General features: G+C 38.9%; 15 protein-coding genes, 1 tRNA gene and 1 riboswitch. Of the genes, 1 reads left to right on the top strand and 15 read right to left on the bottom strand.

Annotation, left to right across the window (positions count from 1 at the left end; all coding sequences use genetic code 11):
* The 4 genes from lepB to BPR_RS04565 all read right to left on the bottom strand — a co-directional run bounded on the left by lepB (position 1) and on the right by BPR_RS04565 (position 4,246).
* The gene (gene lepB / locus BPR_RS04580; RefSeq protein ID WP_013280291.1) at positions 1 to 594 is read right to left on the bottom strand and encodes a signal peptidase I; all 594 of its coding nucleotides are present in this window, start codon (positions 592 to 594) and stop codon (positions 1 to 3) included.
* Positions 587 to 1,249 carry a hypothetical protein gene (locus BPR_RS19640; RefSeq protein ID WP_013280290.1) on the bottom strand — a complete coding sequence of 221 codons (663 nt, stop codon included), beginning with the start codon at positions 1,247 to 1,249 and terminating at the stop codon, positions 587 to 589. Before BPR_RS19640 ends, lepB begins: the two co-directional genes overlap by 8 nt.
* Before the next feature lie 306 nt (positions 1,250 to 1,555).
* Positions 1,556 to 1,641: riboswitch (cyclic di-GMP riboswitch) on the bottom strand.
* 246 nt (positions 1,642 to 1,887) lie between these two features.
* Positions 1,888 to 3,606, bottom strand: a complete 1,719-nt coding sequence (locus tag BPR_RS19635) for a flagellar hook protein FlgE (RefSeq protein ID WP_013280289.1) — start codon at positions 3,604 to 3,606, stop codon at positions 1,888 to 1,890.
* A 313-nt stretch (positions 3,607 to 3,919) separates the two neighbouring features.
* Positions 3,920 to 4,246: a hypothetical protein gene (locus BPR_RS04565; RefSeq protein ID WP_013280288.1), complete on the bottom strand. Its 327-nt coding sequence runs from the start codon at positions 4,244 to 4,246 to the stop codon at positions 3,920 to 3,922.
* A gap of 310 nt (positions 4,247 to 4,556) precedes the next feature.
* Between BPR_RS04565 and BPR_RS04560 the strand changes: the two genes are divergently transcribed.
* The gene (locus BPR_RS04560) at positions 4,557 to 5,540 is read left to right on the top strand and encodes a tRNA dihydrouridine synthase (RefSeq protein WP_042256551.1); all 984 of its coding nucleotides are present in this window, start codon (positions 4,557 to 4,559) and stop codon (positions 5,538 to 5,540) included.
* A 36-nt stretch (positions 5,541 to 5,576) separates the two neighbouring features.
* On the opposite strand, the gene epsC is transcribed toward BPR_RS04560, so the two are convergent.
* The 11 genes from epsC to BPR_RS04505 form a co-directional block, all read right to left on the bottom strand.
* A complete protein-coding gene (epsC, locus tag BPR_RS04555) occupies positions 5,577 to 6,479 on the bottom strand; it encodes a serine O-acetyltransferase EpsC (protein ID WP_013280286.1) in 903 nt (300 codons plus the stop codon).
* Positions 6,480 to 6,599: 120 nt separating this feature from the next.
* A complete protein-coding gene (locus BPR_RS04550; protein WP_013280285.1) occupies positions 6,600 to 7,157 on the bottom strand; it encodes a hypothetical protein in 558 nt (185 codons plus the stop codon).
* A 24-nt stretch (positions 7,158 to 7,181) separates the two neighbouring features.
* Positions 7,182 to 7,601, bottom strand: coding sequence for a GNAT family N-acetyltransferase (locus BPR_RS04545; RefSeq protein WP_013280284.1), 420 nt, complete (start codon positions 7,599 to 7,601; stop codon positions 7,182 to 7,184).
* 667 nt (positions 7,602 to 8,268) lie between these two features.
* On the bottom strand, positions 8,269 to 8,883 hold the full coding sequence (locus BPR_RS04540; RefSeq protein WP_143754263.1) for a PBECR4 domain-containing protein: 615 nt from the start codon (positions 8,881 to 8,883) through the stop codon (positions 8,269 to 8,271).
* Positions 8,884 to 9,137: 254 nt separating this feature from the next.
* Complete coding sequence (locus BPR_RS04535) at positions 9,138 to 10,034, bottom strand: hypothetical protein (RefSeq protein WP_042256548.1); 897 nt, start codon at positions 10,032 to 10,034, stop codon at positions 9,138 to 9,140.
* 130 nt (positions 10,035 to 10,164) lie between these two features.
* Positions 10,165 to 11,208, bottom strand: a complete 1,044-nt coding sequence (locus BPR_RS04530) for a hypothetical protein (protein ID WP_013280281.1) — start codon at positions 11,206 to 11,208, stop codon at positions 10,165 to 10,167.
* 184 nt (positions 11,209 to 11,392) lie between these two features.
* Positions 11,393 to 12,193 carry a hypothetical protein gene (locus BPR_RS19630; RefSeq protein WP_052301795.1) on the bottom strand — a complete coding sequence of 267 codons (801 nt, stop codon included), beginning with the start codon at positions 12,191 to 12,193 and terminating at the stop codon, positions 11,393 to 11,395.
* A 486-nt stretch (positions 12,194 to 12,679) separates the two neighbouring features.
* Positions 12,680 to 12,752, bottom strand: a tRNA-Pro gene (locus BPR_RS04520).
* Between the two features lie 390 nt (positions 12,753 to 13,142).
* A complete protein-coding gene (locus tag BPR_RS04515; RefSeq protein ID WP_013280279.1) occupies positions 13,143 to 14,207 on the bottom strand; it encodes a substrate-binding domain-containing protein in 1,065 nt (354 codons plus the stop codon).
* 93 nt (positions 14,208 to 14,300) lie between these two features.
* Positions 14,301 to 14,966: a hypothetical protein gene (locus BPR_RS04510; RefSeq protein WP_042256546.1), complete on the bottom strand. Its 666-nt coding sequence runs from the start codon at positions 14,964 to 14,966 to the stop codon at positions 14,301 to 14,303.
* A gap of 176 nt (positions 14,967 to 15,142) precedes the next feature.
* Positions 15,143 to 15,577, bottom strand: coding sequence for a hypothetical protein (locus BPR_RS04505; RefSeq protein ID WP_013280277.1), 435 nt, complete (start codon positions 15,575 to 15,577; stop codon positions 15,143 to 15,145).
* Positions 15,578 to 15,629 lie beyond the last annotated feature (52 nt).

The raw sequence follows: 15,629 nt of genomic DNA, 5'->3' as shown, positions 1-15,629 counted from the left end.
CTATAGACTGCCAAATGTGTCAAATGGAAATACTCTGAAAACAACTTTTCCAATGAGCTGTTCCCTGGTAACACAACCAACTACGCTTGATCTCGAATCAATGGATACACTTCTGTGATCTCCCAGAACGAACCATCTGTTCTCCGGAACCTGATATGGAAATTCTATATCTGTCGGTTCAAGGCTTAAATCAGATGCATATGTTTCTTCAAGTTCAATGCCGTTAACTGAAACTCTTCCATTTGCATCGATGTTAACCCAGTCTCCCGGCGAACCGATAACTCTTTTGACCAAAACCTTATTGTTATAGTAAAAAGCAAGCATCTCTCCAGCCTCAAACTCCTGGCTGTTCTGTGCGATGACTATCTGACCGGTTTCAAGAGTAGGTGTCATACTATCTCCGGTTACCTTGAGTACTGTCACGTAGAAGCTTGAAATCAGTACTGCCAGAGCTGCGACAGACACCACAACAATAAGTGTGTTACGGAGTACATTTCTATATTCTTTTTTCCTGTTCTCTCTCTTAAGTTCCTTCTTAAGTTCATCAACAGAAGGCTTGAAATTGGAAAGATCAGTTTGATTCCTGTTACTCATCTTTTTTCTTTCTGGTTGTGCGTTTCTTGGGTTCTGACTTTTCTACAGACTTATCTTTTTCCGGATCAGAAGTCTCTGAAATGGCTTCATTTCTCACCTGCTCTAAAGTCTTGCCGGATTTATCTGCAATAGCCTGCATTTGAAGCTTTTCAGCTCTCTGTACCCTGAGCTTACTCTTCTCTATGTAGAGCATTAGTTCCTTGTACTCAGCTTCTGCACTCTTCTTGAGTGTATTGACATATAGATCAGCCGCCTTCTGTGCAGATTCCATTATGCCACCAAGCTGTATGGAAGCTTCCGCAAGTGACTGTGAATTTTCTATCTTCATAAGAGAATCATCAACCTGCCGTTGCAGTTCATCTTTCTCTCTTGCAAGCCTTGCCTTGAGTCCCATGATATCCTTGTCAAATTTTTCCTGCATCTGAGCCTTCTGTTCATTGAACTTGGCTCTCATCTGAGCTTTCTCTTCATCAAAACTCTTTAGCATTGCTGCTCTCTCATCAGCAAATTCGTGCTGCATCTGAAGTTTTTCTTTTTCAAGCTCTTCCTTGAGTTCTTTTTCATGCTGTCTCGCTGCTTCAGCCTCTTCTGAAAAAGAGATCATCATTTCCAAAAGCTCCGCTCTGCTGAGCTTCTTGAGATTTATATCTGCCATATCTATTTCCTTATATAATAGAAAAAGTAAAACTATATATTATTGGTTTATCGTTAAACCAATCTCTCCAAAACAAAGGAGGTACTTTGCTCAGCAACCGTTCCTGCGCAAAATACCTCTCAAAATATGTCCAAAGGCAAACGCATAGCTCAGGTAGCAGTAATAATTAGTAATACTCCTTGTACTATGACCGCATAACCTATGCAGTCCGTTCATCCTTGAACTCTCATGTACTTCATTACCAAAAAAAATGACCGTCCGTACTACTCAATAACAGGGCGGCCATACATAGCACTCTCAGTAAGTGCCAGCAACTGGCTGTCTGTCGCATATGCGATTGAGACCCTATAGCTTTGCGTCACCATTTTCCAATGGCTTTGCCTTTATTTGATATGAATCTTAACTAAAATTAGTTAAAATTATTTTATTTAAGTTAAGATTATTATGCCGTGTAGTTATAATATACTTCATCATATATGGAATTACAACTACTTTTTCATAGAATCTTCATAGTTTTTTAATAAATAAGGCTGGACATCAGTCCAGCCATGTGATACAAAATTTCATTTTGAAATTAATTAAATTGGAGTTTCCATTTTTATTCGATAAACGCTATCACATTTTTTAGGATAATCCGTTTATCGCTTCAATCCCTTTAATACTTGTAATAGTTCATCAGATGTCGTAATTACGCGGCTATTTGCCTGAAAGCCTCTCTGGGTAGTGATCATGTCTGTGAACTCTTTGGCCAGGTCAACGTTACTGGCTTCCAGAACACCTGATGACATATAGCCGCCATCTTCAGTAATGTCCATATATATTGGCTCGCCAGAATTAAGAGATGCTTTGTAGACATTATCTCCTGCCTTTTCAAGACCCATAGCATTATTGAATTCAGCTACAACAATCTGTGCAAGCTTAACATCCTGGCCATTGCTATATTTAGCATATATAGAGCCATTGTCAGATATTGTTATTCCATTCATATCTCCATTTGGATATCCTTTGTTAAGGCCATATGTGTCTCCCCTGATAGCAGAGACTGAAGATGAATGAACTCCGTTTGAGCTGGCGTAATTGGATGTATTTGAGAAATCTACGTTTAATGAACCAAGAACATCTGCTTCTCCATTAAACTCAAATCTGTAGCTTGTTCCAGCTGCAACAGGAATTGTAGTATTGGAAATATCAAAGGTTATATCTCCGATTCCATCATAGATTTCAGAAAGGTCAACATTGATTTCTCCGGCATTCTCGCCATCAATTGTCAGAAGATTTCCGCTTTCACTGTCATAATCAATGACTGCCATTGTTTTATTTATATACTGCCTGGTTCCTTCACCTTTTCTTACGTATACTACATTGAAATCATAATCTGCAGTATCTGTCTCTTCCTCGCCTTCCTCAGGAACATGGTGATCGATGGAATAATAGATTGTGTACTGATTACCATCTTTACCTGTCAGTGTTCGGCTAAATTCTGCCTGTCCCATTCTTCCATCCATTGTATAGGTGGTAGATAATACGTTTCCGTCATCATCCAGTTCCTGAACACCATTATCAAGTGTATATATAGGATAAGGAGTAATGCCTGTAAGACGGCCATTAGCATGATCATATGTAAGTGTCAGCTTCTCATTAAGAGTGTTGCTGATTTTGTTACCGTTTTTATCCAATATCTTATCAATCTGAACGCTATAGGTATTGTCTTCATCATCCGCATTGTCTGTAAGCTTGAAGTTGATAGTGTAGACATTGCCATCATTTCCATAGACATCCATCTGAATAGTTCTGCCTTCTACAAGCTGCTTATCATCTCTGTCGATATTTCCCTTGAGGTAAGCTTCAGATGTAGCCTGTCCAGCCATAGTCTTGGTTCTGTCAGAAATAAGCGGCTCGCCGTTTCCAAGGATTCCTTCACCTTCAATAAAGTTCACATACAATCCGTTATTCTGTGTTACAAGACTTCCTTCCGCATCAATTGTAAAGCTACCGTCTCTGGTAAAATATTTTTCCTGATTTGGACTGTTCTGACTCTCAGATACCACAAAGAAAGAGTCTCCTGTGATCATAAGATCAAAAGGATTGTAGGTTGTCTGCGCAGAACCGGGTTTGGTTATATTGATATTAATAGAGCCCATCTTGGCACCGAGTCCGACCTGATCTGCGCTTGTGGAACCTTTAACTCCGTTTCCTGCAGTACCTGTTTTGATGGTCTGATAGAGAACATCCTGAAAACCTGTTGCCTGTGATTTATATGAAGTTGTATTGACATTGGCTATATTGTTACCAATGACGTCCATTTCTAACTGGTGTGTTTGAAGACCGGAAACTGCCGACCAAAGTGATCTCATCATAGGACACGTACCTCCAAGCTATATTCTGATAGCTGTTAGCATTTCTTTTATCTCGTACGTCCGTGTACCTGATGGCAATCCCTTTGCCAGAAAAAAGAATGATATATTACCTCATTCCATTTATCGGCAGAATATAGTACAAAAATTAGTATCCATGAAAACTTTTTTCAGGCTTTTTTTCGCATCCATAGCGGAGCGTTTTTGTTCAATAGAAATTGCAGAGCAATTTCCTATTGAATAAAAAATGCAACTGATTGTTGTCCAATCAGTTGCATTAGTCTTTATATATTCATTCTGCAAAAATCAGTGCCTATCAGTTTGAAGATGCAGCACTTGCGCCAGCATCAGCCTCTGAAGCTTCTGCAGCTCCATCCTCTGTAGATGTTTCTTCTGTGCTCTCAACAGCTGAATCCTCTGCGCCCGCCTCAACAGATACCTCTACAGATGAAGCATCGGCAGCTGCTGAACTAGATCCACCAAAATTGTTCCAAAGGATTCCGCCAACAATTGCTGCAACTATAGCAACAGCTACAATAATGCCTGAAATCTTAGCGATCTTAACTCTCTTTTTATGCTTGGCAATAGCCTGTTTACGTCCTGATTTTTCTTTTTTGTAAGCGTCAATTTTCTCCTGACTCATCCCTGTTCCCCATTTCCTTAGTGTAAAATGCTGCCACTATTCCCTCAGCGACATTACACTAATATTTCGTTTGTTTACTACACAAGAATATATTATACTCCAAATGTGTTGAAAGTGTGATAGATTATTGTGGAATGTTTCCTAATGTTATTTATTATAGTATGTTTTTGTATTTACATTAGGGATTGATTCTTGTATTTTACATTAGTGATTGTTTTTGTATCTTACATTAGTGATTATTTTTTGTGTTTTACATTAGTGATTGAATTCCGCAGTGTTTATATTTTTTGATAGACAAGGACTAATTAATATGAAGTATTACTTTGCACCAATGGAGGGGATTACCCTATATCCACTCAGAAATGTCCACCATGAGATTTTTGGTGGTATCGATAAATACTATACGCCGTTTCTGACTGCGCATCATAACATGCATTTTAAGAAACGCGAAAAAAGAGATGTAATGCCGGAGTTCATCAAGGGCTTCGAGGATTACGGAAATGAGATTGTTCCACAGATCATGTCAAATCGCGTAGATACCTTTGTGTGGGCTGCAAAAGAAATGTGGAATCTTGGGTACAATGAGGTCAATCTTAACCTTGGATGTCCTGCGGCCACAGTGACAAATTCCCACAAAGGATCAGGTCTTTTGACGGATACGGAGTATCTGGATTCTATGCTGGATGGGATATTTGAGGATCTTGGTAATAAGAGCATTTCTATCAAGACAAGGCTTGGATTTAGTGACGAATCCGAAGCTGACAGGCTGATGGAGATTTATGCCAAGTATCCTATCAGTGAGCTCACTATCCACGCAAGAGTCCGGGAAGATTTTTATAAAGGTGAGCCAAGGATTGATGCCTTCAAGAGAGCTGTCGAAGTATACAGAAATGCCGGCGGCAAGGCAGATATTGTATATAATGGGGATATTAATAGCATCGATGATTTGAAAAAGATAGAATCCTTCGATTCGATAGGTTCCTCCATTTCATGCACATCTGTCATGATAGGCCGCGGCCTCTTATCTAACCCTGCCCTAGCAAGGCAGCTTCAGGGTGGTAAGCCTTTGGAAGCAGGAGAACTCAGAGAATACTTGAAGCGTCTCTATGAAGAGTATTCTCTTTTCATCCCGGAAGATAGGAATGTAATCTTCAAGATGCTGGAGCACTGGGCATTTCTCCATGTTCATTTCAAAGATAATGAGAAGTATCTCAAGGCCATCCGTAAATCCCGCAGCAAAGGTGAGTACATGGCTGCAGTAAATAATATATTTGCTTCGTGTGAGTTTATTTAGCTCTAAAACACGAAAATGTTATTTCTCAGCCTATTTTTATCTACATCTCTGCATACTGATACGGCTTCCTGCGGGAACTGACTCTGTAATAAAGGCATTAGCTCCTATAACTGAGCCTTCTCCAATAACTGTTTCACCGCCGAGGATTGATGCACCTGCATAAATAGTGACATTGTCCTCGATTGTGGGATGTCTTTTAACACCCTTTAGGGACTGGCCGCCTCTTGTAGAGAGTCCGCCAATTGTAACGCCCTGATAAATCTTGACATGCTCACCAATTATTGAAGTTTCACCGATAACTATACCGGTTCCATGATCGATCATCAGGTATTTGCCTATAGTTGCACCCGGATGAATATCAATTCCCGTTCTGCTATGAGCATACTCAGTCATCATACGCGGTATAAGCGGCACCTTGAGAAGGTACAGTTCATGTGCAATCCTGTTGATGGTTGTGGCAAGAAGTCCGGGATAAGAAAGAATAATTTCTCCCTTACTGTAAGCCGCAGGATCTCCGTCATAGCAGGCCTGAAGATCAGTATCCACATACTCTCTTATCTTGGGAAGCTGTTTGAAGAATTCGTGAGTTATGCATCTGGCACCGCAGTCAAGTGTTTCATCAGATGCGTTGGCGTAATCCGGGCTATGATGAAATGCAATTGCAATCTGCTTCTGCATATTGTAGATGACATCCTCGATCACAATGGCAATTCTATTGCTGTCATTGTAACTCTTATAGATTTTGTCTCTGGAATAACCTGGATAAATAATTCGAAGAAGCTTGATCACTATGTCTTTTACCGCATCCCTGTCAGGCTGATTAAAGACATCCATCTGATCCACATCGCGACCATTGTCGTAGTCTGCAATTATCAGATCGACTATGTTCTTGATCTCACTCTTTAGCTCATCATTATTATTACGGCCCTTGAAATCCATTTTAGCGCCCTACCTGTTTTCATTAGATTTTAGTATATTCTACCACAAATCTATTTTATAAAAAATGATTGTTTGCGTTGTAATATCTGATATATTTCATTTTATCTTAGAATCTTAATATCACTTAGCCAAATTCCGTTTATCATCTATTTTTGCCTTGAGGGTGTCAAATATAACATGTGCCGCAAGCTTTGAACCTGCAGGTGATGCATGTCTCCTGTCTTCGAAATACAAATCCACAGATGGATCCTCATGTATTCTTTCCCACCACTTCTCACCTACAGGAGCAACCAGGCAGTTATGTCTTTCTCCCAACTTCCTGTATCTTGAGGCCATCTCTTGCTGAAACTGCTCATTATTTTCTTCTGTCCATGTCATGAAGTAGCATGGAATTGCAGATGTCTGTCCTACCCATGACATGATCTTGTCCGCAGCTTCCTGCATCACTTCAAACTCACCCATGGGATGAGCGACATGCTGTAATATTACAAAATCATAATCTCCGAACAATATATTGAACCTAGTTTGCTCATTCTCTGCATGGTAATCAAGGCCCATGCCGCCTTTTGTAAGCATAGTGACCTGCATATCAATCCCATTCTCAGAGCATATTTCCTTAAAAATCGCTGGCATGTCATTGTAATAAGTGTGGCTATTGCCTATAAATAGTGTTCTCATCAGGTATTCCTTTCATCTACTAAATTACGTATATATTACTTTCCTTAATGCCGCGCCAGAGTTTTCATTTGGCAAGATCTTAAAGCCCTGTTTAACGTAGAATCCTTCTTTTCCCAGAGCCGCAATCAGTTGGATACTTGTTCTGCCTCCTTTAGGAATCCCAGCATTTATCTGCTCAACAAGTTTATTGATTATTGCTGAGCCAATCTTCTGTCCCTGGTACTGTGGCTTCACCATAACATCTACTATGGTGTAGTACATACCATCTCCAACAACTCTTCCCATAGCTACAGTACTGTCTCCATCCTTGGCAACAACACAGTAGCAGCTATTATTAAGCGCTTTCTCAGACTGTTCACGGCAAAAAACAGCCCAATCAACAGCAGCTCTTAAATCATGATACGTTTCCACATTCGGTATTTCATCATGATAAGTGATATTCATTATTTACATTCTCCCTTAATCATCAAAAGTGCTCTCTATCAGCATACAATCAAAATCTTACAACAGCTTGTCTTAAAATCCAATTAGTATTTGACTTATTAATATGCTAAAAATCTCCACTTATATCAGAAATTGTTCGACATTTCTATTACTGCACAAATGCAAATACTAACATGGGTGCAGTATTATTTTTCTATTATTGAATTGTCCTGCCAGATTTATTACTGCAGAAAAAAGATATTTAGAGATCTACAGTAAATATTTTTTTCCATTTACTGTAGAAATATGAAAACTAAGATAATTGCAGTAAACACCTTACTGCATAAACATAGTTTTTTACAAGATACAGTATTAAAAGAAAACATCTACTGCACATTTCAGAAAAACATATAATATGCAGTAAAACTCTTACTCTCTACGCTGTTCCAATCGCGTTTTTTACGTTTTTTATAATATGAAATCCGAAGGAATTTCATATTATATAAAAAACCGCTCAGACTGAGCGGTTTTAATCAATCGGAGTGACGTGATTCGAACACGATTGTAAGAATGCCAAAGCCCGCATTGAAAGGAGGTTTGACAACACCGACTGACCTCTTGGTCAAACATTAGGTCAAACAGTTTCCTCGTCATCAATGAATAACTATATTCTTCAATAATCATTGCATCACATATTTAGCTGATCTGGTGAGAAATCTTTATACCTATACAAAACAGTTCTCTCGCCAGTCTCAAGATTTATCTTTTCTTTCCAAAGGGTAGTAAGCTTTACATGTCCTTGCGTTCTATCAAATTCAGGGTTAGCCACAAATGACCTACAGTAGTATTCTTCATCAGATTCTTCGACTCTATCAAGATATACAAAGAACTGTCCATTCTCCAACTCCGAAGTCAGAAACAACTCAGCTTCTATCTTACCACTGCCTTTCATCGATTTTCTGAATCTAAATACTATATTGTCTTCGTCAAATATCCGTTCTAGAAGATAAAGATAATCCACTTTATTCTGAACGCATCCACTTTGGTAAAAATGAGATTTTTTCAGTTCATCTTCTAAAACATCTCCTGCTAAAGCCATATCAAAGGTTCTATTTCCACTTTCACTGTGAATTTTCAAATCACGTAACTGACCAATTCCTTCAAGATGATGAAACTCTTCCTTAGAAAAATGAACTCTGACTTCAAATCCTTTTCCCTTATAACCAAGACAAAAATAATAATCTATACCAAGCAGATTATTGTATGCATCTGCGTTTTTCTTAATCTTATTTACTACTTCCACATATACCTCCATAATTAAAGCCCCGACAGTAACGTCGAGGCTTTAATTATAAGTGTTTTCTTTTCAGCTTACGCCTAACTGGCTCGCGGTTGTCACACTAAACCCGCCCATAGACTCCATGTATCCCCCTGCCAGTAGGGATTTACACTTCATAGTCAACAGATGCTCTAGTCATCTGTTTGTATCATCATAATACATATTTCCTGAGATAAAGTCAATTATTTAACTGCTATATTTTTCTTAAATTTCTGTGTCTACAATCTACTGCTCAGTTTCAATATCTCATTTACATCTTTGGATATAATATCGTCAATATCTGAATTCCTTTGCAAAGGATATTGAGTCGTGTATACAGGTCTCATTATTTCTTCATATTGTGCTTTATACTTATATACTGAGTCCTTATCGTTTATATCAAGTGATTTTATACTATCACGAAGTTTATTAATAAGATCATTGTTTGTAGCAATATCTGTGCTTGCATACTCATTAGTTGATTTTCTTACTTCATTTGGCACATGAACCTCAATGCCAAAGTACTTTCCGGATGCTGAATCATCTTTAGTCTTGGTTTGCTTATTTGCCAGTAGCCGCTCTTGCGTTCTGATTAGGTTATTATTATAGTCTTTCATGGCCTTGCTGATAGCTTTGGCCTGATCTTCATTAAAGCCTTCAGTAGCACATTTATCAACAACCTTCTGCGCAACTTCCATCTTTGCATAATCTCTGTAACTGAGATATCCGTTCTTCAGCTGACTTCCAACGCCTGTTATCAAATCTCTTGCGTCAGATAACTCCTCATCATTAAATGATGCTCCGCCAATTTTATATACACCTTCTGCATTTTTACTTAACGGTATGTCTTTTTCATATAAAGCGCTGACAGGATGATTATTCCAGGAATCTCTTACTTTTTCCAATTCTTCAGCGCCTAAAGCAGAAATAGACAAAGTAGCTGCCGTATCTGAGAAAGCAGTATTTATGTTAGATTTATCACTTAGTTTATCGGCGACAACGTTCTGTAAGCCACTGCTCTCATCCTTGTTCACAGACTTTGACTGCACCTCGTCACGCTGCAACTTTGCAGCATATATTTCCTGACTAATGTCTTTTACCTGTCTGTTCACTGAAGTTATATTGATTCCTGCCATAATCATCTACCTCCTTGTACATGATTTGTGAATATCACAAGGTTTTCTCTTTTTCCTTTCGGCATCAATCCTTTATCAGATAATACTAATGTCACCAATAGCATAATCCATGTCATGAATAGCGTTTTTCTTATATCTGACTGTCAACAGTGCTGCCCTTAACATCATTTGAAAGTAAGCTCAGCTTATTGAGGATATTCGTAATTTCAGAATTAACAGCATTCTGCGTATCCTCCATAGATGCACCCTCAGAAATAATAGTTCTCTGGGCATCCTCTGCTCCCATGCTATCAGCTTCTGCACGTTCTCTTCTTGCAATAGCCCGTTTGGTATCAGCACTGGTACGCAGGGTCTCTTCAGCGTGTTCCTTGATGTTCTCTATCATTTCCTGCTGCATTGCCTCTTTTTCAAGCTTCTTTGCTTCTTCCTTCTTCTCCTCTTTCTTCTTTTCCGCTGCCTCTTTGGCTTCTTCCTCGCGTTCCTTCTGCTCTTCGTCTACATGCTCAACCGCTTCCTGCGTCAAAAGAGCTATAGCCTCTTCGCCCGCTGCTTCCATAATATCTTCAGCTTCATCCTGAGCTTTCAGCATATCCTGTGACTTAGCTCGTTCTCTTTTCATATCTGCAAAACCCTGAACATTTCCCATCTGCTGAGCTTTTGCCCTGTCTATATCAAGAGAGTTCTGCTGATTTGCTGCCACATAATAAATTGCTTTCTGTTGATACTCCGACATTTTACTGATCTCTTCATCAGATAAACCATCTTTGGAATTATTCATCTTGAACGCAAGCTTTGAAAGCTCTTTGCTCTCTTCCCCTTCTGGATCAATACCATATTCTTCCTGAAGCTCTTTTAATTTGGCATCATTCTCCATCGTATCAGCAGTCTTTTCGCTTATCACATCCTGAAGACGCTTTATCTCATCTTTAATGCCCTGCATCTGAGCATCCAGCTTCTTCTCACCGCCAAATGCATCTGACACAACCTTAAGTGCCTGCTTTCTTGCAAAGCCCTGCCTCTGCTGAACAAGGCTTTCCCCTTTCAGATTAGCACCGGATACTGAGGACAGATTGCCACTCTTATGTGCAGACTGCCCTGCACCTGTGGCAGCCCGGGCATTATCCTGATTTTGAAAAGGATTAATTTGAACATCCGTGTTCTGTTGTATTTTCATAAAACACCTCCAAAATGGTCTCCAGTGACTGGGTTAGTGGTTCATTTCATACCAAAGCACTGATCATTTCCTTCATTTCTACATACTCATCCTTATCTATACATATATCGTCACAAAACAATTATCACTTAAGCCCTGACATCAAAAGTACTGCTTTTAGTTTTATTTGAAATTAGCTCTCCACTTATATCAAAAACTGTTCAACATTTCTTTTGATAAGTTCCATATCTAAAGGTCTTTCACGGGTTTCTAGTGTAATGATCAGATTGTCCCCCAGCAAAAGCCCACTCTTTTCATAATCCATCAGCTTGCCCATGTTCCTAATGACATATGCAGCTTCATCCACTTTTCCAAGATGTTCCCAGTATATTGTCTTATTGCTTCTGACATTGAGAAGTACAAAGTCAGGATATACATTTTTTCCTGAAAAAAGAGTAAACTTAGGCTCGCATTGATACGGAATCCCAGCTTCATAAAAATAATCAGCCAGTATTTTCTCAGATTTTGACCTGACAAAATCTCCCCGATTTGTTCTTATATCCGGTTCATCGTCAATTGTATTCATACCACCAGGATGCATTTCCATCCAGGTATTTATTATTGTCTCCTTGTCTGGTCTTATTGGGGTAACCAGTCTTTTACGACCTTCGCACATATTTTCATATATTGCATCTATACTGTTTTCATCATAGTTTTTTATAAAGCGGCTAAGCCTTGCCTTAGTAGTATTCAAATGCTCGTACATCTTTTCATCATATTCACGCTGAGCAAATAATCTCACTTTTTCCTTCTCTATAGCAGGCATATATTTGGGAGAGTTAGTTCCATTCTCCACAAATAGATACTGTATGTTTCCATGACTTGATGTAACTTGCAATTTGCCTTTTTCAAGCCCTTTATATTGCTTCAACCTGCTAGTTTCCTGGGCAATCAAGCTTTCTATTTCCAATAAATGTTGATTTAGTTCCTTTGTTATATTGTTCACTGTAATTCTCCTTTTGTCGTTTTTTCTATTAACTGTTTTCACATATAGGTTTTCACATATATTCCTTTTTGTATTTGCTTACTGCAAAGATTCATATTATTCGCTTTGTGCAGTAAAGAATAATTTCTATTACTGCACAAATGCAAATACTAACATGGGTGCAGTACTATTTTTCTATTATTGAATTGTCCTGCCAGATTTATTACTGCAGGAAAAAGATATTTAGAAATCTACAGTAAATATTTTTTCCATTTACTGTAGAAATATGAAAACTAAGATAATTGCAGTAAACACCTTACTGCATAAATATAGTTTTTTACAAGATACAGTATTAAAAGAAAACATCTACTGCACATTTCAGAAAAACATATAATATGCAGTAAAACTCTTACTCTCTACACTGTTCCAATAGCGTTTTTTATATTAGGAAATCCGAAGGAATTTCATAATACATAAAAAACCGCTCAACTGAGCGGTTTCTAGCAATCGGAGTGACGTGATTCGAACACGCGGCCCCTACCTCCCTAAGATAGTGCTCTACCAACTGAGCCACACCCCGACGACGTTCTCAATTATATAACGGTCAGATAATAAAATCAACCAAAATTTATTATCGTATATAAATCATCAAAATATAATATCTACTGGCTAATCCTTTAGCGCTCCCAAGCACTACCGCGCACAAAGCTGTTACTCTCTTGCCCAATAACACGATAGCTGTTCTATTGAACTAACTATTCTCCACCAAAAGCTCCAGGTCTATATCTTCTACTTAAACATTAGCCCAGACCCTATCTCCTTCTACTAATCATTAGTCCAAGACCTATCGTCCTCTATATAACATTAGTCCAGGCACTATCACCCTCTACTAATCATTAGCCCAAGACCTGTTGCCCTCTACATTACATTAGCCCAGACCATATCACCCTCTGCTACACATCAGGCCTGTTCAATCAATGTCTTCTTCGTCAGTATTAGTGAGACCTGCGATGCTCTCTGCATTATCAATATCTACCTTTACATAATCGCATCCAATGTAATGCTCATTGTCGATGCCCTTAAGGTAATTGATAACTGCATCTGCAGATTTGTGGGACTGAAGAACATAATCATTGTAAACAGTGCCTGCCAGTTTGCCGGCCTTTATCATTTCGATAGCTTCAGGTAACGCGTCAACGCCAACAATATAGACATCTTCGCCAGGAACCAGTCCTGACTTTTCTGCTGCCTTGATAGCTCCAAGTGCCATCGCATCATTGTTGCAAATGATCACCTCAGGTTTAAGCCCGTTCTGGATTCCCTTGCTCACAAGTAGTGAAGCTGTAGTTTCATCCCAGTTTCCAACTTCATCAAGAAGACAATCCATCTCCATTTCAGAATTCTGAAGCGCCGAAACTGAATAAAGGGTTCTATAACCTGCGTCAATATTCTCAGGAGCACCTTCGATCATAAAGTACTGGATCTTGCCATCGCCGTTGTGATCAAGCTTATTCTTGCCAAGAGATAAAAGAATTTCCCCCTGATATATACCGGATTGTCTTGCATCACATCCAACGTAGCAAACATTAAGCTGATACATCTCCCATCTGTTCTCTTCATCGCCGCTTGGTTCTCTATTAATATACACAAGCGGAATGTTCGATGCTGAAGCCATGTCGGTGATAGAATGCGCAACCGAAGAATTGACAGGATTGATAATAAGCGCATTGATCCCGGATGCAATCAGCTCCTCAACCTGAGACAACTGAACATTTTCATCGTTGTTACTGTCATAAAGTATTATATTGTCCTTGGAAAAGCCCCTTGAAACAAGGTATTTAACAAGTTCACTGCTAAATAGGGACATGAAATTGTCGGACTTCTGATAAATACAGACCCCTACTTTGGCATCACTATAAGAACTATATGCTACAGATTCCTGAACAGGTTCGCTCTCCTGTGTATTTGAACATCCTGCCATAAGAGAAAGCGCCAATGCCGCTATAATCATATAGCAGATCATTTTCTTTTTCATCGCATTGCCCCACACAATTATATTAAGTAAAATAAGCTAAATTTAGCAATAGAGTATATACTATCACAAAATCTCCTAAAAAAAAAGATAATATTACGCACAATTCTTGTGAAAATGATCCACTAAAAACCACAGTCCTATAAGGCAGAAAATCCCTGCTATAAGCACATACTGCAGACTTATTGTCGCACTCTTCTTGCTATGATCTATCAGACTCTCCATCCTATCCTGATATAGAATAAGCCCGGAGCTGATCGTATCTGTATTAACCGTCAGCACATCCGCGTCCGGAGTTGAATCCTCAAACAGCTCATATTTTCCCATCTTGTTAGTCAGATAGTAATAGGATCTATCCTCGTTTATCAGATAAAGAGGAATATCCACCTGAATATCTATATCTGACGAAATATCCGAAAGCGGAATGTCTTTTCCATCATCAAAAGACTTAACCGCATCTATATCCACATAAATGCCTTCGTTAAGGTTGCCGAAAATTGCCTCGTTTTCCTCGATGGCAGAGCTATATTCCCCCTGCATCAGCTCATCCTCTGCCTCATCAGAGACAACAAATGAAAAGATGATCTCCGCGTTCTCACCTTTACTGATCCTATCAAGTTCTTTCTGAGTAAAACATGAAGTAACAACCTTAGAATAGTCTCCGAACCTGAACTCCGGCGCCGAGACCTCATTGAGACTGGATGAATCCAGCACGATATCTACAGTTCCTTCTCCATAAGAAATATAGGTAACCTGATGCATATTAAACACCCCTGTGGCATCTATGAAAAGACATCCATTTCTTCACCATAATATTAACACCCTGCGGGCATTCATATATTAACAAAATCTTATAATTTTCTTTACATTTCTTAACATATTTCAGGGTAAAAGAAATAACGAAAAACAGGCATATTTAGTGAATTTACTATTCACTTTCACTCAACGCTTGTACTTCCATCAGAATAAGTGATAACCCAATATCCCTTGCCTGTTCCGCAGTCCTCATGATATTCCTTGTCAATGATCTGCTTCTGCGGTTGTTCCTGTTCCGCATCTTCCTTTACTTTAGCAGCTTTTTCTACAACTACATACTTATCATTTTCAATATTTGATGCCAGTGGTGTTTCTCTGTTTTCCTCATCCTCAAGGTCGACTATAGCTAATGCCCTTGGAGCCTTATCGGATCTCTCGTGGATCATAACATTGCCGGCTTCATCAACCGTAACCGTGGGAATGTCGCTGTTTCCTTCAACTGCAGCTTCAAGTGCATCATGATATGAAGGCACAAAACTGTACATCAAAAGATTTATTACAAATACTGATAAAATCAATCCTGCTATAGAAAATGTAATACCTATAAGTCTTTTCATCTTACCTCCCAAAAAATCATTTACAAAACTGCAAAGAATATTTCGGTCAGAT

Origin of the sequence: Butyrivibrio proteoclasticus B316 (assembly GCF_000145035.1) — a bacterium.
Classification (GTDB): domain Bacteria; phylum Bacillota; class Clostridia; order Lachnospirales; family Lachnospiraceae; genus Butyrivibrio; species Butyrivibrio proteoclasticus.
The sequence above is the reverse complement of the archived record's forward strand: the minus strand, read 5'-3'. Positions and strand labels throughout refer to the sequence as shown.